The organism is Hoeflea ulvae (genome assembly GCF_026619435.1).
GTDB lineage: Bacteria > Pseudomonadota > Alphaproteobacteria > Rhizobiales > Rhizobiaceae > Hoeflea > Hoeflea ulvae.
Window position 1 is genome coordinate 4453782 of sequence record NZ_JAOVZQ010000001.1, and the last position, 21759, is coordinate 4475540.

The window sequence follows — 21759 nt, forward strand, 5'->3', positions numbered from 1 at the left end:
CGGTTCGGAAATTTTGCGAGCCGGGCTCGCATATCTGCTCATTTTGACAAACTCTCACCTTGTTTGCGCGTGAATGTCCCGGCTTCGGCCTTCGGGACATTGCTCCGGGTGCCGCCATCTTTCATAATTGAAATCGATTGACTTCTTGCGGCTCACCTGTGGCGCCAGAACAAGGGACAAAGGTTGGACACTTTCTACATCGTGACATTGGCATCGATGTCACTCATTCTCATTGCTGCATTTTCCAGTCTCCTCGCCGAACGGTTCGGCGCACCGCTGTTGCTTCTCTTCCTGCTCATCGGACTTTTTGCCGGGGTCGATGGTCTTGGCATCGATTTCAGCAACAATTCCGGCGCCTTCATGCTCGGATCGATCGCGCTTGCGATCATCCTGTTTGATTCGGGCTACGGCACTTCGCTGCAATCATTCAGGCAGTCGGCGGTGCCGTCCCTGACACTGGCCACCCTCGGGGTGCTGTTCACCGCCATCCTGTTTGGCGCCGCCGCGCGCTTCCTGCTGGATTTTTCCTGGCTCGAAGGCCTGCTGCTGGGCTCCATCGTCGCCTCCACCGACGCCGCCGCAGTGTTCTTCCTGCTGCGCACCGGCGGCATCAACATCCGCGACAAGGTGCGCTCGACGCTGGAAGTCGAATCCGGCACCAACGACCCGATGGCGATTTTCCTCACCGCGGCGCTGGTCTCCATCATCGCCAGCGGCGAAGGGCTGGAAAGCGCCGGGCTGGATCTGCTCATGCTGTTCGTCAAGCAGATCGGCCTCGGTCTGCTGCTCGGGTTTGCCGGCGGGGTTCTCATCGTTCTTATCATCCGCCGTGTTGCGGTGGAACGCGGACTCGCCCCGATATTCGTGCTGGCGCTGGCCTTGCTGGTCTTCGCCTTCACTTCGGTGATTGGCGGCAGCGGCTTCCTCGCGGTCTATGTGGCCGGCATCTATGCCGGCAACAAGAAGATCCGGCCCAAGGCCTCGATCATGCGCTTCCAGGAGGGCCTGACATGGCTGGCGCAGATCGTCATGTTCCTGGTGCTCGGCCTGCTGGCGACACCGTCGCAGTTTCCGCAGATCATCCTGCCGGCCGTTGCGCTGGCGATCTTCCTGGTCTGCATTGCCCGGCCTCTGGCGGTGTGGCTGTGCCTGCTGCCCTTCGACTATACCCAGCGCGAGACCGGCTTCGTGGCCTGGGTCGGCCTGCGCGGCGCGGTGTCGATCCTGCTGGCAATCCTGCCGATTCTCGGCAATCTCGAAAACGGCCAGCTCTATTTCAACACAGCCTTCATCGTGGTGATGGTGTCGCTTGCCATTCAGGGCTGGACCGTCAAGCCGATTGCCCGCCGCCTGGGATTGATCGTCCCGCCGCAGATCGGCGCCATCGACAAGTTCGAGCTCGATCTTCCCGGCACCGCCAACCACGAATTGCTTGCCTACCGGGTCGCCGCCGACAGCCCGGTGCTGCGGGGTGAACGCATTCCGCGCTGGGCGCGGCCCTCGCTGGTGATCCGCGACGGCAAGTCGATGCGCTACCAATATGCCGGCCGGCTGCAGGAAAACGACCTGGTCTATCTCTTCATTGCCCCGGGATTTTCCCGCCTTCTCGACCGGTTGTTTGCCTCCCAGGTCGCCGTCGGCGAAAACGACAATGAATTCTTCGGCACCTTCACCATTGATCCGGGCCGGACCGGTGAGGAACTCGACCGGGCCTATGGTCCGGGGCTGCTCAGCGACGCCGACAAATCCCTCACCATTGCCGAATTGATGGAGCAGCGGCTGGGCGGCCGACCCGATTATGCAGACCGCGTCAAGATCGGCCGCATCGTGCTGATCGTCCGCCAGACCGATGACAAGGGCGACATCAAGACGGTCGGCATTTCGCTTGAACCGGTCGCCCCCGCCACCCGGCTTCCGCTGTTTCTCAATTTCCGCGAAATCATTCAGGGAATACGGGACTATGCCCGCAAACGCCGCGGCTGAAGACGAATTAGGAGACAGGAATTTCGGCTGCCCGCCTTGCGTCACAAGCCGGGCGGTGTAAATTCGCGCCGAAAACCCGCCGGACACCAACACGACGATCGGACCCTGCAATGCCCGCTTTCAAGACCCTTGATGATCTCACCGATGTTTCCGGCAAGCGCGTTCTGCTGCGGGTTGATCTCAATGTCCCGGTCAAGGACGGCAAGGTCACCGACACCACCCGCATCGAACGGGTCGCGCCCACCATCATGGAACTGTCCGGCAAGGGCGCACGGGTGATCCTTCTGGCGCATTTCGGCCGCCCCAAGGGCCAGGTTGTTCCCTCCATGTCGCTTGATCCCATCGCGGCCGTGGTCGAAAATGTTCTCGACCACCGGGTTCACTTCGCCGAAGACTGCATCGGCGAACCCGCGCGGACTGCGGTGGGAGCCATGGTCAAGGGCGACATCCTGCTGCTGGAGAACACCCGGTTTCACGCCGGTGAGGAAGGCAATGACCCCGACTTTGCCAAGGCGCTGGCGGAAAACGGCGACATCTATGTCAATGACGCCTTCTCTGCGGCGCATCGTGCCCACGCATCGACCGAAGGCCTGGCGCATCTTCTGCCCGCCTATGCCGGCCGCACCATGCAGGCCGAACTGATCGCGCTGGAAAAGGGTCTTGGCAACCCGGCCCGCCCGGTGGTGGCCATCGTTGGTGGCGCCAAGGTGTCGAGCAAGATCGATCTGCTCAAGAACCTGGTCAAGAAGGTCGATTCGCTGGTGATCGGCGGCGGTATGGCCAACACCTTTCTTGCCGCGCGCGGCATCGATGTCGGCAAGTCCCTGTGCGAGCATGACCTGGCCGAAACCGTCAGGGCCATCGAAGCCGAGGCAGAAGCCTCGGGCTGCGCGATCGTGCTGCCCGTCGATGGCGTCGTCGCGCGCGAATTCAAGGCCGGCGCCGACAACGAGACCGTCGACGTCACAGCCATTCCCGCCGATGCGATGATGCTCGATGTCGGGCCGAAATCGGTCGAAGCGATCAATGCCTGGATCAGCAAGGCCGACACACTGGTCTGGAACGGCCCGCTCGGCGCCTTTGAAATCCCGCCTTTCGATGCCGCCACCGTGTCGGCAGCCCGGCACGCCGCGCGCCGCACCGCCGAAGGGCTGCTGGTATCGGTGGCAGGCGGCGGCGACACCGTCTCCGCCCTCAACCACGCCGATGTGGCCGACGAGTTCTCCTATGTCTCCACCGCCGGCGGCGCATTCCTGGAATGGATGGAAGGCAAACCCCTGCCCGGCGTCGACGTCCTCAAAAGCTGAAACCCGCGCCATGGTCTCCCGGGGAGACCATGGCGGTTACCCAGCCCTTCAAAAAGCCATGTATATTCAATCGATTAAAAGATATTCAATCGATTCAAGCACCCGCCAGCCTATTTTCTCCCCGTTGCTGCATCTGTTAAAGCAGCCTCAGGATAGTGACAAACGGGGACCAAGGCATGATGAACCCAACCATGGCGCAACAGATGGCGGAGAAGGACGGCTTTATCGCCGCGCTCGATCAGTCGGGCGGCTCGACACCCAAGGCGCTGAAGCTCTACGGCGTCAACGAGGACGCCTATTCCAATGAGGAGGAGATGTTCGCACAGATCCACGCCATGCGCGCTCGCATCATCAAGTCCCCCGCCTTCACCGGCGAAAAGGTGATCGGCGCGATCCTGTTCGAGCGCACAATGGACGGCGAGATCGACGGCATAGCCACGGCCGATTATCTCTGGGACAAGCGCGGCATCGTGCCGTTCCTGAAGGTCGACAAGGGCCTGATGGAAGAAGACAACGGCGTGCAACTGATGAAGCCGATGGGCGATCTCGATGCGCTTCTCGACCGCGCCGCTGCCAAGAACATCTTTGGCACCAAGATGCGCTCGGTGATCAACGCCGCCAACAAGGACGGCATCGAGGCGATCGTCGCCCAGCAATTCGAAATCGGCAGGCAGATCCTCGGCCACGGGCTGATGCCGATCCTCGAGCCGGAAGTGAACATCAAGATTGCCGACAAGGCCGAAGCCGAGACATTGCTGCTGGCCGCGATCCGCAAGCACCTCGATGCCGCGCCTGCGGACCAGCGGGTGATGTTGAAACTGTCGCTGCCGACAGTGGCCAATCTCTACAAGCCGCTGGTCGATCATCCCGGCGTCATGCGCGTCGTTGCGCTGTCGGGCGGCTATTCCCGCGACGAGGCCAACCGCCTGCTCAGCACCAATACCGGCGTGATTGCCTCGTTCTCGCGGGCGCTGACCGAAGGTCTGTCCTATGGCCAGCCGGATGCCGCCTTCGATGCGACACTTGCCGCCACCATCGACAGCATCTATGAGGCCTCCCGCGCTGGCTGACCACCGGTCAGTGCCAATCCGGATTTGTTTCAACCCGCCGTGGCAACATGGCGGGTTTTCTTTTAAATTGCGATCGCAGAGACAATCATGATGAACAGGACTGGGGCACCACGCGCATGAACACTTTCCTGTCCGGTCCGGTCAGTTGGCTGCTTGCCCCGCTGGCCCTCATCAAGGGCCTCGGCGTGCGCAGGCTTGCGCCGCGGCTGCCGCCCCCGAGTGGCCGTCCCCGAGGCCAGGTCGGCGACGGGCCCGCGCAACTGCGCCTGCTGGTGCTGGGCGATTCGTCAGCCGCCGGGGTCGGAGCCGAGCGGATCGAGGATACTTTGGGGCCGCAGATCGCCGCATGTCTGAACGCCGCCACCGGCAAGCCGGTGTCCTGGCGCAACGCCGGCGCAAATTCCGCCATTGCCGCCCAGATCCGCGACCATGTGGTTCCCAATATCGAGGACCGCGACTACACCCATGTGGTGCTGGCAGTCGGCACCAATGACGCCAAGAATTTCGTCACCCGTTCGGCGTTCAAGAAGGGATTTGGCGGCCTGCTCTACGCTGCCCACGCCCGCTGGCCTGACGCGCGGATCTACTGGTCACCGGTTGTCGACATGAACCATGTCCCGGCCCTGCCGGCCTCGCTGGCCTACGTGCTCGGGCTGCGCGCCGGCATCATCAACACCATGGGCATCCAGCTTTGCCGCGAGCGCTACGCCACGGCCGCCGCTCCCCTTCAGATCGAGGGCCCCGAAGGCTTTGCCGCCGACGGTTTTCATGCCAATGCGCTGGGCTACCGGCACTGGGCCGCCCATCTGGCGCGGTTCATTGCGGACGCAGAACCAGCGCCATCATCATCGCAAAAACCAGGATAAGCGCGATCTTCCAGACGTCGGACCGGCGCTTGAGACCGGGAAGACCGAAGGGTTTGATCAGGTGCAGGACCATGGCGACCAGCACCAGAACAAGCAGTATTTTGGTTGACATGCGCTGCGCCTATTCGTGCTCTAGCCTTAAACCTGACATGATCGAGCTCAATCAGCTAGGCTGCTTGTTCATATCCGGTTTTGATTCCCGGTTCGCTCGATTTACGAAACGCTTTAACACATTGGTTCGTCATGCACCGCAATCTACTTCCAGTCCTTTCCTTGCTTTTGGGGTCGGCTTTTCTGCTGGCCGGCAACGGCCTGCACGGCCTGCTGCTGCCCATGCGCGGAACCGAAGAAGGCTTCTCGCCCACATCGCTGGGTCTGCTCGGCACCGCCTGGGCGTCAGGCTTCGTCCTTGGCTGCATCTATTCGCAGCGGCTGGTGCGGCGCATTGGCCATGTCCGGGCATTTTCGGCCTTTGCCGCGATGATTGCCATCATTGCGCTTCTGACCGGACTGCTGGTTGACCCGGTAAGCTGGATCCTGCTGCGCGTGATCACCGGCTTCTCGCTCGCCGCCTCCTTCATGATCATCGAAAGCTGGCTCAATGAGCGTGCGACCAACGAGACCCGCGGCCTGATCTTCTCGCTCTACATGACCGTCAATTACGTCGCCATCGTCGTCGGGCAGATGAGCATTGCCCTGGGCGACGTTTCTCAATCCACCTTCTTCATGATTGCCGGCATTCTCTATTGCCTGGCGCTGTTGCCGACAGCGGTGTCCACCGCATCGAGCCCGGCTCCGCTCAAGGAGGTCAAGCTCGACCTTCCGATGATCTTCCGCAATTCGCCGGTTTCCTTCGTGGCCATGCTGATGATCGGCGTCGCCAATGGCGCATTCGGCACGCTGGCGCCGGTGTTCGGCGCCAATGTCGGCCTGACCACCATCATCGTCGCCACCATGATGTCGATCACCATCTTCTCGGGCGCCGTCATGCAGATCCCGGCCGGCCGCATGTCCGACCGCATGGACAGGCGCTACGTGCTTGCAGGGCTTTCTGCAATCGCCGGGATATCCGGACTGGCCATCACCATGGTCAAGCCATCCAGCATCGCCGTGCTGTTCGGTCTGATCTCGCTCTATGGCGCGATGTCCTACACGCTCTATTCGATCATCGTCGCGCATGCCAATGACTATGCCGCAAGCGACCAGTTCGTCACCGTGTCGGGCGGGCTGCTGCTGCTGTATGGCATCGGCACCATTGTCGGGCCGCTTCTGGGCGGCCTGGTCATGGCCTATGATCCGTATATGCTGTTTGCAGTGACCGCTGCGGCCCATATCGCGGTGGCGATCTATGCTCTGTACCGCTCCCGCATGCGCGCGGCGATTCCGGTCGAGGACCGCGACAACTTCTCGTCGACGCCTCTGGCGCGCTCCGCCACGCCGGAATCGATCACGCTCGATCCCCGCGCCTCCGCGGCCGACGAATAGACGTCGGCCGCAAGACGCCGGGCAGCATGGTTCAGCTCACGTCGAGCACGATCTTGCCGATGTGATCGCCGTCTTCCATCCGCTGATGCGCCGCTGATGCCTGGTCCAGCGGGAAGATCGAATCCATCACCGGCAACACCTTGCGCTCGCCCAGCAACGGCCAGACATGCTGGCGCAGCTCCGCAGCAATGACCGCCTTGAAACCGATGTCGCGCGCTCGCAGCGTGGATCCGGTATGGGTCAGCCGCTTCATCATCAACAGCGCGAAATCGGCTTCGGCCTTGCGGCCGTTCAGAAAGGCGATCTGGACAATCCGGCCCTCGATCGCGGCTGCCTGGTAGTTGCGGTTGATGTAGTCGCCGCCGACCATGTCGAGAATCAGGTCGACACCCTTGCCGTCGGTTGCCTGCTTGACCTCCTCGACAAAATCCGTGTCGCGGTAGTTGATCGCCACATCGGCGCCGAGATCGAGCATTGCTGCGCATTTGGTCTCGGAACCGGCCGTGGCCAGCACCCGGGCGCCAAATGCCTTGGCGAGCTGAATGGCGGTTGTACCAATTCCGGAGGTACCGCCGTGAACCAGGAATGTTTCGCCCTTCTTCAGGCCGCCGCGCTGAAACACATTGTGCCAGACGGTGAAAAATGTCTCGGGGATCGCCGCCGCTTCCGACACAGTCAGGCTGTTGGGCGCCGGCAAGGCATTGGTTTCATCCACGGTGCAGAACTCGGCATAGCCGCCGCCGGGCACCAGGCCGCAGACCTGATCGCCGATCTTGAAATGGCTGACTGCCGCGCCGACTGCCACGACTTCACCGGCAATCTCGAGGCCGGGAATGTCGGACGCACCCGGCGGCGGCGGATATACGCCTTGCCGCTGCAGGCAATCGGGCCGGTTGACGCCGGCTGCCATGACCTTGACCAGCAGTTCGGTCTCGCCCTGGACCGGCTTGTCGCGCTCGGTCAGGCTGAGGACATCAGGACCGCCGGGTCGAGAAATTTCGATTGCACGCATTGATTCATTCTCCTGCTGATTTTTTCGCAACCTACAGCACTGTTTGGTCAATTGCACGGCGCTGTCGGCCCGGTCTATGCTCGAGACAGGACCTGCCTGCACCCGGCGCTGCGAGCGAACGGGACGGCACAGAAGCGTGCAGTGAGGAAAGCCGATGTTTGCAGATGACGACCGCCCGAAACCGAAAAAGCTTCACGAGCTCGGATGCGACCTGACCTACCTTTCAGCCGGTGAGCTGGAAGAGCGAATCACCTTGCTGAAGCAGGAAATCGCGCGTCTTGAAGCAGACAAGGCCTCGAAAACGTCCAGCCGCAGCGTTGCAGAGGGTTTATTCAAGTCAAAATAGAACAGAAAATCCAAATTCTTATCAAAAAACCGCCGCGAGTTAAGCTTCGGTTAAGCTTTACAAGTCTTTACTAATGGTATCCAGTCATTCTGGATTCGACAGCATGCCCCTGGGTCATTCTGTTTGACGCCTCCCTGTTAAACTCTTGAGAGCCGCTGATGCGGCTCTTTTTTTGTTCAGAATTCTGGGCAAAACTTCATCGCACCGGTTGATTGGACTTCCTCCCTCCAGACGGGTCCGGTACTGTGGCGAAGCACTCAGGAATGGCGAAAGAGAACCGGATCCCGCGACAGAAACGGGCCTGAGCGCGAACCAATCTGCACCTTTCCGGCGTTAACCCTTTCTTAAGAATAACCTTGCCGGAAGGCCAGCGTCGGTTCAGACTACAGATGCCCAGTGCCGATATGTGGTGCCGGGCGACAGCCGCCTAACCCAGTATTTTGTAATCAGGAATTTTCGGCCCATGTCTGAAACCAGCCGTAACACAGTCAATCTCGCGGATCGCATGGCCAATTCAGCCCAGTTCAAGGCGCTTTATGCCGAAGGCATGGGACTGGTTGAGGAAACCGCGAATTATCTTGATGGCCCTGGCCGTGCGGCATCAAAAGGCCTGCCACGGATGGCCGGTGTTCTCTATGCGGCGGAGTCGATGCGCCTGACCACACGCCTGATGCAGATGGCTTCCTGGCTGCTTCTGCAGCGCGCAGTCAACAATGGCGAAATGAACCGTGACCAGGTGCTGGCCGAAAAAAGCAAGGTCCGTCTCGACAGCTTCAATTGCGACCGAACGGCCCAGGGCTGGAACGATTTGCCTGAAACCTTCCGCGATCTGGTGGAGCGCTCGCTGCGCATCCAGAGCCGCGTCGCCATGCTCGACCGCGAGATCTACCGTCCGGAGGAAGCCGCAGCACTGAAGCCGGACAACGAAAACTCGGTCCAGGCCCAGCAGCATCTGTTGCAGACGGTGTTCAGCAAACGCTGACACCTCTCCCCGATACGAAACTATCCGGCAAGGCCTGCGAACACTCGCGGGCCTTTTTGCTATGGGCGGCAACGCCGCCATGGTGGTGTTGCGCAAGATTGACAAGACGCAAAAAAGCCCGCCGGAAACCGCGGCGGGCTTTTGCAATACTGTGTCTGCCGACCTGATTACAGGTTGAGGCCTTCGAAGCGCTTCTTGAACTTCGAAAGACGGCCGCCACGGTCCAGCATCTGCTGGTTGCCACCGGTCCAGGCCGGGTGCGAGGTCGGGTCGATTTCAAGATTCATGGTGTCGCCTTCGGAACCCCAAGTGGACTTGGTCATGTACTCGGTGCCGTTGGTCATGACCACCTTGATCATGTGGTACTCGGGATGGATATTCGCCTTCATCTTACTTGTCCTGCCGTTGGAAGGCCCTGCGCAACGATGCTTGCGGCAATTTGGCCAAATACGTAAATGAAGCCGATGCCAGTCAGGACAACGACTTCCCAATTCGATGGCGAGCCTATACATGAAGGCCCTGTCGATAACAAGGGCCGCGTCTTTTTTGCAGGCCCGCGCATGTGCTGAGCAGGCATACCAGGAGAAGATGTGGCTGAACAAACCGACACCCCCAAAAAGGCCTCCCGGTCCGTCCGCCCACTCGCACGACTTTTCCCCTATGTCCGACGCTATCCGGGTCTGGTGATCGGTTCACTGGTCTTTCTGTTGCTGGCAGCCGTCACAACCCTGAGCCTGCCGATGGCAGTGCGCCGCATGATCGACAATGGCTTCTCCGCCCAGGACGCAGGTTTCATCAACAGCTATTTCTCCATGCTGGCAGCGATCGCCATCCTGCTCGCGCTGGCCTCGGCCTGCCGTTACTATTTCGTCATCACGCTGGGCGAGCGCGTGGTCTCCGATATCCGCCGCGATGTCTTCGATCACGTCACCCGCCTGTCCGCCGCATTCTATGACGCCAACCGCTCGGGCGAGATCGTCTCGCGGCTGACCGCCGACACCACCCAGATCAAGTCGGCCGTCGGCGCCACCGCATCGCTGGCCCTGCGCAACACAATTCTGTGCATCGGCGCCGGCGGCATGATGTTCATCACCTCGCCGCAGCTCTCGGCCCTGGTGCTCGGCGCCATCCCGCTCATCGTCTTTCCGCTGGTCGGCTTTGGCCGCAAGGTGCGCAAGCGCTCGCGGGACGCGCAGGACAGACTGGCTGACGCCATGACCTTTGCCGGCGAGGCCATCGGCGCGACCCGGACCGTGCAGGCCTTCAACACCGAAGCCGCCGCCCAGGCCGGGTTCAGCCAGGCCGTGGAGGCCGCCTTTACTGCCGCCCGCAAATCCATCCTGGCGCGCTCCATCCTCACCGGCTTTGCCATTGCCATGGCCTTTGGCTCCGTGGTGGCAGTGCTGTGGTACGGAGCCCAGTCGGTGCTGGTCGGCGAAATGTCGCCCGGCACCCTGGGCCAGTTCCTGCTCTATTCGGTCTTTGCCGCAGGCAGCCTCGGCACCCTGTCCGAGGTCTGGGGCGAACTCTCGCAGGCCGCCGGGTCCGCCGAACGGCTCAGCGAACTGCTCGACGAGGTTCCCGGCATCCAGGCGCCGGCCTCGCCCGCCCCCATGCCGAGCCCGCCATTGGGCGATATCCGCTTCGACAATGTGCGCTTCGCCTACCCTGCCCGGCCCGACACCTCGGCGCTCACCGGCACCAGCTTTCATGTCAGGCCCGGGGAAACCGTGGCCGTTGTCGGGGCTTCCGGCGCCGGCAAGTCGACCCTGTTTTCGCTGATCCTCCGGTTTTACGATGCAAGCGCGGGACTGGTGCTGGTCGATCACGTCGATGTCCGCAAGGCCGATCCCGCAGATGTGCGCGCCCGCATTGCCATGGTGCCGCAGGATGTAACGATCTTTGCCGGAAGCGTCGGCAGCAATATCGCCTTCGGCAAGCCCGGCGCCAGCCAGGCGGAGATCGAGTCGGCGGCCCGTTCGGCCCAGGCGCATGATTTCATCATGGCGCTGGATGAAGGATATGAAACCCCGGTCGGCGAGCGCGGCATCACACTGTCCGGCGGCCAGCGCCAGCGCGTGGCCATCGCCCGTGCTATTCTGCGCGACGCCCCGATCCTGCTGCTCGACGAAGCCACCTCGGCGCTCGATGCGGAAAACGAGACCCTGGTGCAAAAGGCGCTGGAAGGGCTGATGCAGGACCGCACCACCATCGTCATCGCACACCGGCTTGCCACCGTGCTGCGGGCTGACCGCATTCTGGTGATGGACAAGGGGCAGATCGTCGAGGAGGGCACCCATTCCGAACTGGTGGCCAAAGGCGGCCTCTATGCCCGTCTGGCCCGGCTGCAGTTCGAGCACGGTGCGGAAGCGCTGACTCTCGAAGCCGGACCGGGCCCTGCGACGATCGCGACGCAAACGGCGTAAATTTACCCTGCGGCAGCTAGGCAACAATCTTGTGAAATCCCTCAAATCAGGGTAAAACTCCGGCGTTCGTCTGGAAGCCACGCGGGGGGACGGGACACCGGTCCGCGGGCTATAACGGGAACGTTCAGAAGGTGTATCCACAATGCGGAATGACGCGGAGTGGCGGACCCTGCTATTGGCAGGAGTTTGCTATGCTGTGTGGTTGTTGCTTGTATTCGGGTGGGCTGACATGCCGGACGTTGCGCGCGTCCTGCTGCTGATCCCTGCCATTACGCTGCATTCATCGCTACAACATGAATTTTTACACGGTCATCCTTTCAGGAACCAGAAAACCAACGATCTCTTGATCACCCCGCCAATTGGAGTGCTTGTGCCTTATCAGCGCTTCAAATCCTGCCATCTCACCCATCACATCAACGAAAACATCACCGATCCCTATGACGATCCGGAGAGCTATTATCTCGACCGCGATGTCTGGGTGGCGATACCCGGCTGGCTCAAGGCCCTGCTGGTGGCCAACAACACGCTGGCCGGTCGCATGACGCTCGGGCCGATGCTCGCCACCGTCGGCTTCCTCCGCAGCGAAAACCGCCGCATCAGGAACGGCGATCGGTCCATCCTTACGGTATGGTTGCGTCATATCCTGGCAGTAGCCTTGCTGTTCATGCTGATCGCTCGATTTGGCAGTCTTCATCCCGCAGCCTATTTCATCGCCGCCTATTTAGGCATGGGGCTGTTGATGGTGCGCTCCTTCATCGAGCACCAGGCGGTCGAAAAGGCCAATCAGCGCTCGGTGATCATCGAAACCAGCGGCCCGTTGAGCCTGTTGTTTCTCAACAACAACTATCATTCGGTGCACCATGCCTATCCGTCGCTGGCCTGGTATCGCATCCCGGCATTCTTCCGGGAAAACCGCAGCCGGTTCCTGCGCATGAATGGCGGCTACCGTTTCGAGAGCTATTGGGAGGTGTTTCGCCGTTTCGGATTCCGCCCCAAGGAACCGGTGGCCTGGCCGATCCAAGCCAGGCGCAAACGCCGCAGTGATGCGAAATGAACCCAGGCTCAAACCAGCGAGGCAGCGCCGTGAGTGGCGCGGCCTCGCTGCCGATGTATGACTGGCCGGAAATCCGTGATGCCACTGACACGCTCTGGACAGCCATTCGCGAGCAGCTGCTGCAGCGGGGCATCGACGCGCCTGTGCAGCTTCAGCGCCCTGCCGACCCGGAGCCGCTGTGGACCGCGCCGGACCTGCTCCTGTCACAGACCTGCGGTTATCCCTATGCCAACCGCCTGAGAGGCAGGGTGATGCTCTTGGGCACGCCTGCCCATGCGGTGACGGGCGCGCGTCCAGGGCATTATTTCAGCGTTCTGATCGCCCACAGAGACAGGCTGCCCGAACATGCGGGTGATCTGGCGGACAGACGCCTGGCCTTCAACATGACCCACTCGCAATCAGGTTTTGCAGCGCCGGTCCGGTTGCTCGCAGCAGGCGGCCATGCATCCTGGCCCGAACCGCTTGAAACCGGCTCGCACCGGGGCTCGATCAAGGCGGTGGCCGATGGCAGCGCCGACTGGGCGTCGATCGATGCGGTCACCTGGGAACTGGCCATGCGCCATGAGCCGGCGGCCGCGGATCTGGCAGTCTTCGCCACCACGCCGCAAACACCGGCGCTGCCGCTGATTGCCGGCGCAGCTTTTGCCGGCCAGTCGGATGCAATTGCCGGAGCGGTCGAGGCCGCCATCAAGGGCCTGGACGCCGGCATCCGCGATGCCGTGCTGATCACCGGGCTGGCACGGTTCAAGCCGGAGGATTACGCGCCGCTCGCTGCGCCGCTGCCGGTAGACAAGGCGTTGCCGACTTTGCCGCGCTAGCGCTCGGTAAGCTTGAGCTCGATGCGGCGGTTGGTGGCGCGGGCCTCGTCGCTGTCGCCGTCGGCAATCGGCTGGAATTCTCCGAAACCTGCCGCCACCAGGCGATTGGCCGGCACGCCGCCGGCAATCAGGTATTTGACCACCGAGGTCGCCCGGGCGCTCGAAAGCTCCCAGTTGTCGGCATAGCGACCATTGCCCGACAAAGGTACATTGTCGGTGTGACCATCGACGCGCAGCACCCAGTTGATCTCGTCGGGAATCTCCCGCGCCAGCTCGATGATTGCAGATGCCAGCTTGCCCATCTGTTCCTGCCCGGCCGGGTTGAGTTCGCTGCCACCGGACGGAAACAGAACCTCGGACTGGAACACGAACCGGTCACCCACCACCCGAACATCCTCGCGGCTCGACAGGATTTCACGCAGGCGCCCGAAGAAGTCGGACCGGTAGCGATTGAGCTCCTGCACCCGCTGGGCCAGCGCCACATTCAGACGGCGGCCCAGATCGGCGATCTTGGTCTGGGTCTCGCGGTCCTTGGTTTCGGACACCTCCAGCGCATCCTCGAGCGCAGCAAGCTGGGTTCTCAGCGCGGAGATCTGCTGGTTGAGCAATTCAACCTGGTTGAGCGCCCGCTGCGAGACCTTCTTTTCGGCATCAAGCGTTTCCGACAGCGCGCCGATCTTGGCTTGTGCCGTGGCGCTTGCACCGGTGCCGCTGGCCAAGAGTTCCTGCAGGCGGGAGCGGTCGGATTCAGCTTCGGAAAGCGACGACTGCAGATTGGCCAGCGTGTCTTCGAGGTCCTGCTTGCCTGAGCGCTCGAGCGCCAGCAGCTGGGTCAATTCATTGATCTGGCTGTTGAGCCGGTTGAGCACCTGGTCACGGCCGGAAATTTCGCGCGACAGGAAGAACTGCGCCAGCACGAACACGGTGAGCAGGAACATGATGGCCAGCAGCAGGGTCGACAACGCATCGACAAAGCCCGGCCAGTAATCGACCGATCGTTCCCGCCGCCGGTTTCGCGCCAGCGCCATGTCCTACTTGTCCCCGATCTTGTCGGCCAGCTTGTCCAGCGTCTCGCGCATCCGCCGCGACTCGACCTGCTGCGCCTCGATCCAGTCCCTGAGCATCTGCTGTTCGTTGCGCATGTTCTTGACCAGCCCCTGAATGCCTTCGGCAAGGCTCGCCATCGCCGCGGTGGTGCGCGGGGTCATGCCCGAATCCTGCGACAATTGCTGCATCCGCTCCGACAGCATGCGGATTTCTTCCGTCGCACCCGCACCATCGGAAGCAATGGACACCCCGGAATCAAGGTCAGTCATCGTCGACAGCCAGTTTTCAAGCTCGGTGTAGAAGCGGTTCTGGGCGCGGCCGGCCTGCAGGTCGAGAAAGCCGAGCACCAGCGATCCGGCCAGTCCGAACAGGGAGGACGAGAACGCCGTACCCATCCCGTCGAGAGGAGCCGACAACCCGCTCTTCAGCGTCGAAAGCACATCCTCGGTGCCGCCGGTCCCCGGATCGAGCGACTGGATCACCTGGTTGATCGAGCCGATGGTGCCAAGCAGGCCCCAGAAGGTGCCGAGCAGACCGAGAAAGACCAGAAGTCCGATCAGGTAGCGCGAGGTGTCGCGGGATTCGTCAAGCCGCGTCGCGATCGAATCGAGGATGGAGCGCAGCGACGAGGTCGACAGCGCCATTTCCTGGCGGCGACCGATCAGTGCCCGCATCGGCGCCAGCAGTACCGGATCGCGGCCCACCTTCTCGGCATCGCCCGTGGCGCGCAGCGAATTGACCCACCGCACTTCGGGACGCAGACGGAGCACATGGGTGAAGACCAGCAGCACCCCGACCCCGAGCACGCCGACGATCAATCCGTTGAGACCCGGATTGGCGACGAAGGCTTCCTGTATCTGGCGGTAGAGAATCGCGGCGACAAATCCGGTCAGGATGAGAAAGATCATCATGCTCCAGAAGAACACCATCGGGCTGGACAGTTTGTGCGGATCAGCTCCGCTGCCGTCTTCGGAGATGCCCCATCCAGACAATGTCAATTTTGCCATGCGTCGCCCGTCCCGGCCTGTGTCCCAAATCAGTTACTGCGGGAAACTCTAGCCGATTATGGGGCCGAAATGAAAGCATGCTTTCCAAACAAGGCCATGACTGCCGCGTCAGTTGCCCGGAACGGGCCGCTGCACCAGTTCGAGCAGGCCCTTGAGAATATATTCATTGCCCGCCGCGACCGATCTGGAGCCGAACATGTCGGTTCCGCCGGCCGTATCGGAGACGAACCCGCCCGCTTCGCGGATCAGGATAAGGCCGGCAGCCATATCCCAGGCCTCGAGCGGCTTTTCCCAGAATCCGTCAAGCCGGCCGGCCGCAACATAGGCCAGATCCAGGGCTGCAGCCCCCATCCGCCGGATGCCGGCACATTCACCCATGACATGGCGCAACTCGACCAGGAACTTGCCGTGATGGCCGCGTCCGAGATGGGGAACACCGGTGCCGATTACCGCATCGGACAGGGCCTTGCGGCCCGCGACCCGCAGACGTCGGTCATTGAGAAACGCGCCGCCGCCGCGCTCGGCGGTGTAGAGCTCATCCGTGGCCGGGTTGTAGATCACGCCGGCGACGATGTCGCCATTGCGCTCAAGCGCGATCGAAACCGCGAAATGCGGAATGCCGTGCAAAAAATTGGTGGTGCCATCCAGCGGATCGACGATCCAGCGATGGGCGCCATCGGTGCCGATCAGCTCCTTGCTTTCCTCGCCCATGAAACCATAGGTCGGGCGCGCCCGCAGCAATTCGGTCTTCAGGATGGTTTCGGCCTTGTGATCGGCCTGGCTGACAAAATCACCCGGTCCCTTGAGCGAGACCTGGAGGTTCTGGACCTCGCCGAAATCGCGGGACAGCGAGCGGCCGGCCTTGAGCGCCGACTGTACCATCACATTGAGAAGGGCAGAACGCGCCATCTATTTCATTCCTTGGTATCGGCGGCACGCTGACGCAAACACGCCAGACGCCGCAATCGACGGGTCCAGGCCGAAGCAAGGCTGCTTCGCCCGAATGACTATTCCGCAATGCGCCCCGGTCATACGGGGACGCAAAGGGCACTCTGACACTTTGACATTATGCAGGGCGTTCGGGATCACATGAACTCAGATGAACCCGGCTGCATCAATCCGCACGGCGCAAATAGGTCAATTCATTGGTATCGACAATCACCCGCTCACCGGCAGAGATGAAGGGCGGGACCAGAATGCGGACACCATTTTCCAAAATGGCAGGCTTGTAGGACGACGCTGCGGTCTGCCCCTTGACCACCGGGTCAGCCTCGGCAATCGCCAGGGTGACATGATCCGGCAGCGAAATGCCGATCGGCCGGTCTTCATAGAGCTCGACCGTCACCATCATGCCGTCCTGCAGGAAGGCGCGGCGGTCGCCGACGAATTCCTTCTGCAGTTCAAGCTGCTCATAGCTTTCCAGATCCATGAACACCAGGGATTCGCCCTGCTCATAGAGAAACTGGAAATCCTTCTGCTCCAGACGGATCCGCTCGACCGTCTCGGATGCCCGGAACCGCTCGTTGAGCTTGGTTCCGTCGATGAGATTCTTCATCTCGACCTGGTTGAATGCGCCACCCTTGCCGGGCTTGACAGCATTGGTTTTGACCACGGCCCACAGCGTCTTGTTGTGCTCAAGCACGTTGCCGGGGCGAATTTCATTTCCATTGATTTTCATGTGAGCGTTCCGCGTCAGCTTGATCCGGGCCGGTTTTCGGCGCCGCTTGGCGGCTTCAAGACCACAAATGACACAGCTTTTCAAGTCTGGTGCGGCCGGAGTTCATATGCATCGCTGCAATCGGCAGCACTCAAGCGCAGTTGAGTAGCCTTCCAATCCACCCCGAGAGTGGGCCGCATCCACCGGATCGAGAGGCCGATACCCGCAGCGCCGGCTGCCCGCTTCAGCGTTTGCCGAACCGGTTTGCCGCCTCAATCGCCTGTTTCTGCTGATCTTCGGTCAGGCCCTGGTAGAAATCGTCGAGCGAACGGTCGTTGAAACCGGCGCGGCGCGACAGGATGTACCATTTGCCGGCCTCGACCGGATCGCCGAGCGTGCCGATGGCATTGATGTGCAGCACCGCCATCCGGTTTTGCGCAACCACATTGCCGCGGTTGGCTGCAACCTGCATCCAGCGAAAGCCGTTTTCATAGTCCTTGGCGCCGCCGATGCCGTCGATCAGCCATATTGCGTAGTCGAGCTGCGCGGTGTCGAACCCTGCCCGCGCGGCCTTTTCCATCAGTTCGCGGGCCCGTCCGCGCTTTTCGTCCGAAATGCCGTTGGTGTTGCTGTAGATCTGCGCCAGCGCATATTGGGCGTCGGGTACGCCCTGCTCGGCGGCCCTCTCGAAATAGGGCAAGGCCTCGAAGATACCGGCATCGCCGGGTTTCTGCGAAACCAGGAACTGCGCGTGATTGAACTGGGCGAAGGCATTGCCGGCATCCGCCGCCTTTTTCATCAGCTCTTCGGCGCGGGCGCGATCGGCTTCGACATATTTGCCCTCGAGCAGCATGACGCCATATTTGAACTGGGCGGAGGCATCGCCGCTTTCGGCGGCTTGCGCATACCAGAAGGCGGCATCGCTCATATTGCGCGGCACGCCCAGACCGGCGGCGAACAGCTCGGCCAGCAGGGTCTGCGCCGCCGGATCCCCGAGCCGTGCTCGCGGAAGCGCCAGTTCCATCGCCGTGAGATAGTAGCCCCGCTGGAAGGCGCCGAACGCCCGCACGGTCGCATCAGACGGCGACGGTCCGGCCTCGACCGGCGCCGGTGCTGCGCTTTCGGCATCCTGCGCCAGAGCGCCGCCGCCATGCAGGGCCATCAGAACAGCGATCAACGGCATCCGCAATGAACGGCGTGACGCAGAACCGGTTCGCCGTGAAATCAAAGCTTCAATTTTGAACATCGGTCGCATTATCGGCCGAAACGTGGCGCTTTTTCGTCAAGCAGGGCATTGATTTCGGCTACGATGCGCGGCGCCTCTGCAGGATCGGCAAAGACCGCCTTGCCGAAGGCGATGAACTCGGCGCGGGTCTGCGCCATCTCTTCGGCAAAGGCGGTGCTGGTGCCGCCCATCAGGATGCAGGGAATCTCGATCATGTCGGCCCACCATTCAGCAAGCGCGATGTTCTTGGAATGTGGCTCGGGCTTGATGTCGCCGGCCACCGAGCCGAACATCACGTAATCCGGCTGCGCTTCCCCGATTGACAGCGCGGCGTGACGTTCGCGCGCGTTGCCGCCACCGACGATCAGGCCCGGGGCATGCTGCTGAACCGCTTCCGCCATGGCCGTCGGCCCGACTTCAATATGCAGCCCGTCGGCACGCACCCGCCCCGCGACCCGGGTGTCGCCCGCCACGAGGGCTGCCGCGCCCGCTGCCTGAATGACCGGGATCAGCGCTTCGCAACGTCTCTGAAAGCTTTTCTCGTCAAGACCATGCTGCGGAATGATCACCGAAGCGACATCGCCGCCGCGCAACGCGTCGCCGGTTATTGCAGCGAGCTGCGCCGCATCTTCGATATCAGGTGTCACCAATACGAGACGGCAGCGTTTGATCGGGTCTGTCATGGGAATTCCTGTCGGGTTCAACACTGAAAGCCGATATGGCCAATTGATTGCAAACGGGATAGACCGGCGCGGCACAAGGATCAACCACTGCGATGATGACTGACCCGTTCTTCTATGCCACGGCCATTCCTGCCGTGATCCTGGTAGGGCTCTCCAAAGGCGGTTTCGGCGGCGCGATGGCGCTGCTCGGCGTGCCGTTGATGGCCCTGACCATTTCGCCGGTGCAGGCCGCAGCCATCCTGCTGCCGATCCTGATCGTCATGGACATGGTCAGCCTGTGGACCTGGCGCAGCCACAAGGACACTCGGACACTGGTGATCATGTTGCCTGGCGCGCTGGTCGGAATCGGCATCGGCTGGATCACCGCCGCCTGGGTGACCGTCGCCATGATCAAGCTGATCGTCGGCGCGGTGGCGCTGTGGTTTGTCTGGCGCTATGTCGCGCAGAACCTCGCCGCCGCCCGCAATGGCGCCGAACATGCCGCCCGCGGCCACCGGCCGGTGCAGGGTGTGCTCTGGGGCACCTTGTCAGGGTTTACCAGTTTCGTCTCCCATGCCGGCGGCCCACCCTACCAGATGTACACCCTGCCACTCAGGCAGGACCCGAAGACCTATACCGGCACCAGCGTGCGGTTCTTCACGATCATCAATGCCGTCAAGCTCGCGCCCTATTTCGCACTCGGGCAGTTCGATTCAACCAATCTGTCGACTTCCCTGGCCCTCGCACCCCTGGCTCCGGTGGCGACGCTGGGCGGGGCCTATATCGTCAAGCGCATGAAACCGGACATTTTCTACCCCTTCATGTATGCGATGGTATTGCTGGCGGCGCTGAAACTGATCTGGGACGGCATGGTTTATCTCATGGCCTGATGACAGCCGGGCGTTGAGATGATTTGATGCCCCTCCGACGATCCACGAGGCACAGGAACCAGATCTTGAGCGCCAATCCCTACGAAACAGATCTCGATCGCAATCCCGCCAATTACCAGCCGCTGACGCCGCTTGCCCATCTCGAACGCGCGGCACTGATCCATCCCGATCACGTGGCCATCATCCACGGCAATTTGCGGGTGAACTACGCCAGCTTTCTCGAGCGCTCCAGACGCCTTGCCAATGCGCTGTCGGATCTCGGCATTTCCGGGGGCGACACCGTTTCGGTGATGCTGTCCAACACGCCGGCCATGCTCGAGGCCCATCACGGCGTGCCGATGACCGGCGCCGTGCTGCACTCGATCAACACCCGTCTCGACGCGCAGGCCATCGCATTCCAGCTTGACCACGCCGAATGCAAGGTTCTGATCGTGGACCGCGAATTCTCCGGCGTCGTCGCCGAAGCGCTGGCACTGGCAGAGATGCGCCCCACCGTCATCGATTATGATGACACCGAATATCCCGAGGATGCGCCCTTTCCCAAGGGCGAGCGCATCGGCACGCTCGACTATGATGACTTCGTGTCCGCAGGCTCCGCCGATTTCAACCGTACCGTACCTGTCGATGAGTGGGATTCGGTCTCGCTGAACTACACCTCCGGCACCACCGGCAATCCCAAGGGCGTGGTCTATCACCACCGCGGCGCGGCCCTGATGGGCTATGCCAATGTCATCGCCTCGGGCATGGGCCGTCATCCGGTCTATCTCTGGACCCTGCCGATGTTTCACTGCAATGGCTGGTGTTTCCCCTGGACGCTGGGCGTTGTCGGCGGCACCCATGTCTGCCTGCGCTGGGTGCGCGCCAAGGCCATGTATGACGCCATCGCCGATCATGGCGTTACCCATCTGTGCGGCGCCCCGATCGTCATGTCGACGCTGCTCAATGCGCCCGATGATGAAAAGCGCGACTTCTCGCACACCGTCAGCTTCAACACCGCTGCCGCCCCGCCGCCCGAGGCGGTGCTTGCCGGCATGGCCGATGCCGGATTCGAGGTGGTGCATCTTTATGGCCTGACCGAAACCTACGGCCCCGCCGTGGTCAATGAATGGAAAGACCAATGGTCCGAGCTCGAGCTCGGCGCCCGCACCACGAAGAAGGCCCGTCAGGGGGTGCGCTACCCGGCGCTGGAAGATCTGGCGGTGATGAATCCCGACACCATGGAAAAGGTGCCGGCGGATGGCGAAACCATCGGCGAGGTTATGTTCCGCGGCAATATCGTCATGAAGGGCTACCTGAAAAATCCCGCTGCCAGCGACGAGGCCTTCCGTGGCGGCTGGTTTCACTCCGGAGACCTCGGGGTCATGCACCCCGACGGCTATTTGCAGCTCAAGGACCGGTCCAAGGACATCATCATTTCCGGCGGCGAGAACATCTCCTCGATCGAGGTCGAGGATGCGCTGTTCAAGCACCCGGCGATCATGGCTGCCGCCGTGGTGGCACGGCCCGACGACAAATGGGGCGAAACCCCTTGCGCCTTTGTCGAACTGCGGCCGGGACACACTTTGACCGAAGCCGAGGTGATCGAACACTGCCGCGGGTTGCTGGCACGGTTCAAATGTCCGCGCACCGTGATCTTTCACGAAGTCCCCAAGACATCGACCGGAAAGATCCAGAAATTCCTGCTGCGCAATGAAGCCAAAACGCTGGGCTCGTCCTCATGAGGCCCATGCCCTGAAATGGACGAAAGACCGGAGCCGGAGCTGACGGCGTGATGTCCGGCGCTTGAGGATCAGCACAGCAGTTTTTGGCGGTGCGGGTGCGATAGTCTTGCAAACCGCCCGGTTTGACTGTGCCTGTGCCGCACAATGTCTGCCGCTGCAATGCACAAAAAAGCTTGCCCGGATAAACTCTTTGATTTAGCT

At 61.8% G+C, this 21759-nt stretch carries 21 protein-coding genes; 12 read left to right on the top strand and 9 right to left on the bottom strand.

From position 1 onward, the window contains the following. The first annotated feature begins 183 nt into the window (after positions 1-183). The 4 genes from OEG82_RS21230 (at position 184) to OEG82_RS21245 (ending at position 5226) form a co-directional block, all read left to right on the top strand. The gene (locus tag OEG82_RS21230) at positions 184-1983 is read left to right on the top strand and encodes a potassium/proton antiporter (protein ID WP_267614332.1); all 1800 of its coding nucleotides are present in this window, start codon (positions 184-186) and stop codon (positions 1981-1983) included. A gap of 110 nt (positions 1984-2093) precedes the next feature. Then, positions 2094-3290 (top strand): phosphoglycerate kinase, encoded by a 1197-nt coding sequence (locus tag OEG82_RS21235; RefSeq protein WP_267614333.1) that lies wholly within the window; start codon positions 2094-2096, stop codon positions 3288-3290. 176 nt (positions 3291-3466) lie between these two features. Next, complete coding sequence (locus tag OEG82_RS21240; RefSeq protein ID WP_267614334.1) at positions 3467-4360, top strand: fructose bisphosphate aldolase; 894 nt, start codon at positions 3467-3469, stop codon at positions 4358-4360. Positions 4361-4476: 116 nt separating this feature from the next. Next, on the top strand, positions 4477-5226 hold the full coding sequence (locus OEG82_RS21245) for an SGNH/GDSL hydrolase family protein (RefSeq protein ID WP_267614335.1): 750 nt from the start codon (positions 4477-4479) through the stop codon (positions 5224-5226). Here OEG82_RS21245 and OEG82_RS21250 read toward each other — a convergent pair. Next, positions 5177-5338: a hypothetical protein gene (locus OEG82_RS21250; RefSeq protein ID WP_267614336.1), complete on the bottom strand. Its 162-nt coding sequence runs from the start codon at positions 5336-5338 to the stop codon at positions 5177-5179. The two genes, OEG82_RS21245 and OEG82_RS21250, sit on opposite strands and share 50 nt — an antisense overlap. 131 nt (positions 5339-5469) lie before the next feature. On the opposite strand from OEG82_RS21250, the gene OEG82_RS21255 reads away from it, so the two are divergent. Beyond that, positions 5470-6711, top strand: coding sequence for an MFS transporter (locus OEG82_RS21255; protein ID WP_267614337.1), 1242 nt, complete (start codon positions 5470-5472; stop codon positions 6709-6711). Between the two features lie 31 nt (positions 6712-6742). Here OEG82_RS21255 and OEG82_RS21260 read toward each other — a convergent pair whose 3' ends face one another. Next, positions 6743-7723: an NAD(P)H-quinone oxidoreductase gene (locus OEG82_RS21260; protein WP_267614338.1), complete on the bottom strand. Its 981-nt coding sequence runs from the start codon at positions 7721-7723 to the stop codon at positions 6743-6745. A 154-nt stretch (positions 7724-7877) separates the two neighbouring features. On the opposite strand from OEG82_RS21260, the gene OEG82_RS21265 reads away from it, so the two are divergent. Together OEG82_RS21265 and rcdA are read left to right on the top strand one after the other, a co-directional pair. Then, positions 7878-8069 (top strand): DUF1192 domain-containing protein, encoded by a 192-nt coding sequence (locus tag OEG82_RS21265; RefSeq protein WP_267614339.1) that lies wholly within the window; start codon positions 7878-7880, stop codon positions 8067-8069. Positions 8070-8532: 463 nt separating this feature from the next. Beyond that, positions 8533-9051 carry a protease adaptor protein RcdA gene (gene rcdA, locus OEG82_RS21270; protein WP_267614340.1) on the top strand — a complete coding sequence of 173 codons (519 nt, stop codon included), beginning with the start codon at positions 8533-8535 and terminating at the stop codon, positions 9049-9051. A gap of 167 nt (positions 9052-9218) precedes the next feature. On the opposite strand, the gene rpmE is transcribed toward rcdA, so the two are convergent. Beyond that, positions 9219-9440, bottom strand: a complete 222-nt coding sequence (rpmE, locus tag OEG82_RS21275) for a 50S ribosomal protein L31 (RefSeq protein WP_267614341.1) — start codon at positions 9438-9440, stop codon at positions 9219-9221. A 201-nt stretch (positions 9441-9641) separates the two neighbouring features. On the opposite strand from rpmE, the gene OEG82_RS21280 reads away from it, so the two are divergent. The 3 genes from OEG82_RS21280 (at position 9642) to OEG82_RS21290 (ending at position 13349) form a co-directional block, all read left to right on the top strand. Then, entirely contained in the window at positions 9642-11477 is a 1836-nt protein-coding gene (locus OEG82_RS21280) for an ABC transporter transmembrane domain-containing protein (RefSeq protein WP_267614342.1), read from the top strand. Between the two features lie 229 nt (positions 11478-11706). After that, positions 11707-12531 carry a fatty acid desaturase gene (locus OEG82_RS21285; RefSeq protein WP_267614343.1) on the top strand — a complete coding sequence of 275 codons (825 nt, stop codon included), beginning with the start codon at positions 11707-11709 and terminating at the stop codon, positions 12529-12531. Between the two features lie 29 nt (positions 12532-12560). After that, positions 12561-13349, top strand: a complete 789-nt coding sequence (locus OEG82_RS21290; RefSeq protein WP_267614344.1) for a phosphate/phosphite/phosphonate ABC transporter substrate-binding protein — start codon at positions 12561-12563, stop codon at positions 13347-13349. On the opposite strand, the gene OEG82_RS21295 is transcribed toward OEG82_RS21290, so the two are convergent. The 6 genes from OEG82_RS21295 to OEG82_RS21320 form a co-directional block, all read right to left on the bottom strand. Continuing rightward, complete coding sequence (locus OEG82_RS21295) at positions 13346-14377, bottom strand: peptidoglycan -binding protein (RefSeq protein ID WP_267614345.1); 1032 nt, start codon at positions 14375-14377, stop codon at positions 13346-13348. The genes OEG82_RS21290 and OEG82_RS21295 overlap by 4 nt on opposite strands. Positions 14378-14380: 3 nt before the next feature. After that, positions 14381-15403, bottom strand: coding sequence for a MotA/TolQ/ExbB proton channel family protein (locus OEG82_RS21300; protein WP_267614346.1), 1023 nt, complete (start codon positions 15401-15403; stop codon positions 14381-14383). A 108-nt stretch (positions 15404-15511) separates the two neighbouring features. Continuing rightward, positions 15512-16312: an inositol monophosphatase family protein gene (locus OEG82_RS21305; protein WP_267614347.1), complete on the bottom strand. Its 801-nt coding sequence runs from the start codon at positions 16310-16312 to the stop codon at positions 15512-15514. A gap of 205 nt (positions 16313-16517) precedes the next feature. Beyond that, positions 16518-17081: an elongation factor P gene (efp, locus tag OEG82_RS21310; protein WP_267614348.1), complete on the bottom strand. Its 564-nt coding sequence runs from the start codon at positions 17079-17081 to the stop codon at positions 16518-16520. A gap of 223 nt (positions 17082-17304) precedes the next feature. Further along, a complete protein-coding gene (locus OEG82_RS21315) occupies positions 17305-18243 on the bottom strand; it encodes a tetratricopeptide repeat protein (protein ID WP_425497609.1) in 939 nt (312 codons plus the stop codon). Positions 18244-18314: 71 nt separating this feature from the next. Beyond that, the gene (locus OEG82_RS21320) at positions 18315-18968 is read right to left on the bottom strand and encodes a thiamine phosphate synthase (RefSeq protein WP_267614350.1); all 654 of its coding nucleotides are present in this window, start codon (positions 18966-18968) and stop codon (positions 18315-18317) included. 92 nt (positions 18969-19060) lie between these two features. Here OEG82_RS21320 and OEG82_RS21325 point away from each other — a divergent pair, with 92 nt between their 5' ends. Both OEG82_RS21325 and OEG82_RS21330 read left to right on the top strand, forming a co-directional pair. Next, positions 19061-19837 carry a sulfite exporter TauE/SafE family protein gene (locus OEG82_RS21325; protein WP_267614351.1) on the top strand — a complete coding sequence of 259 codons (777 nt, stop codon included), beginning with the start codon at positions 19061-19063 and terminating at the stop codon, positions 19835-19837. Between the two features lie 65 nt (positions 19838-19902). Beyond that, a complete protein-coding gene (locus OEG82_RS21330; RefSeq protein ID WP_267614352.1) occupies positions 19903-21558 on the top strand; it encodes an acyl-CoA synthetase in 1656 nt (551 codons plus the stop codon). Positions 21559-21759: the final 201 nt, after the last annotated feature.

Bases quoted from the DNA above. Each gene is read 5' to 3' on its own strand.
- rcdA (WP_267614340.1), top strand. From the start codon at position 8,533: ATGTCTGAAACCAGCCGTAACACAGTCAATCTCGCGGATCGCATGGCC.
- OEG82_RS21305 (WP_267614347.1), bottom strand. From the start codon at position 16,312: ATGGCGCGTTCTGCCCTTCTCAATGTGATGGTACAGTCGGCGCTCAAG.
- OEG82_RS21265 (WP_267614339.1), top strand. From the start codon at position 7,878: ATGTTTGCAGATGACGACCGCCCGAAACCGAAAAAGCTTCACGAGCTC.
- OEG82_RS21255 (WP_267614337.1), top strand. From the start codon at position 5,470: ATGCACCGCAATCTACTTCCAGTCCTTTCCTTGCTTTTGGGGTCGGCT.
- OEG82_RS21250 (WP_267614336.1), bottom strand. From the start codon at position 5,338: ATGTCAACCAAAATACTGCTTGTTCTGGTGCTGGTCGCCATGGTCCTG.
- OEG82_RS21300 (WP_267614346.1), bottom strand. From the start codon at position 15,403: ATGGCAAAATTGACATTGTCTGGATGGGGCATCTCCGAAGACGGCAGC.
- OEG82_RS21315 (WP_425497609.1), bottom strand. From the start codon at position 18,243: ATGCCGTTGATCGCTGTTCTGATGGCCCTGCATGGCGGCGGCGCTCTG.
- OEG82_RS21260 (WP_267614338.1), bottom strand. From the start codon at position 7,723: ATGCGTGCAATCGAAATTTCTCGACCCGGCGGTCCTGATGTCCTCAGC.
- OEG82_RS21285 (WP_267614343.1), top strand. From the start codon at position 11,707: ATGCCGGACGTTGCGCGCGTCCTGCTGCTGATCCCTGCCATTACGCTG.
- efp (WP_267614348.1), bottom strand. From the start codon at position 17,081: ATGAAAATCAATGGAAATGAAATTCGCCCCGGCAACGTGCTTGAGCAC.
- OEG82_RS21245 (WP_267614335.1), top strand. From the start codon at position 4,477: ATGAACACTTTCCTGTCCGGTCCGGTCAGTTGGCTGCTTGCCCCGCTG.
- rpmE (WP_267614341.1), bottom strand. From the start codon at position 9,440: ATGAAGGCGAATATCCATCCCGAGTACCACATGATCAAGGTGGTCATG.
- OEG82_RS21320 (WP_267614350.1), bottom strand. From the start codon at position 18,968: ATGACAGACCCGATCAAACGCTGCCGTCTCGTATTGGTGACACCTGAT.
- OEG82_RS21295 (WP_267614345.1), bottom strand. From the start codon at position 14,377: ATGGCGCTGGCGCGAAACCGGCGGCGGGAACGATCGGTCGATTACTGG.
- OEG82_RS21235 (WP_267614333.1), top strand. From the start codon at position 2,094: ATGCCCGCTTTCAAGACCCTTGATGATCTCACCGATGTTTCCGGCAAG.
- OEG82_RS21325 (WP_267614351.1), top strand. From the start codon at position 19,061: ATGATGACTGACCCGTTCTTCTATGCCACGGCCATTCCTGCCGTGATC.
- OEG82_RS21240 (WP_267614334.1), top strand. From the start codon at position 3,467: ATGATGAACCCAACCATGGCGCAACAGATGGCGGAGAAGGACGGCTTT.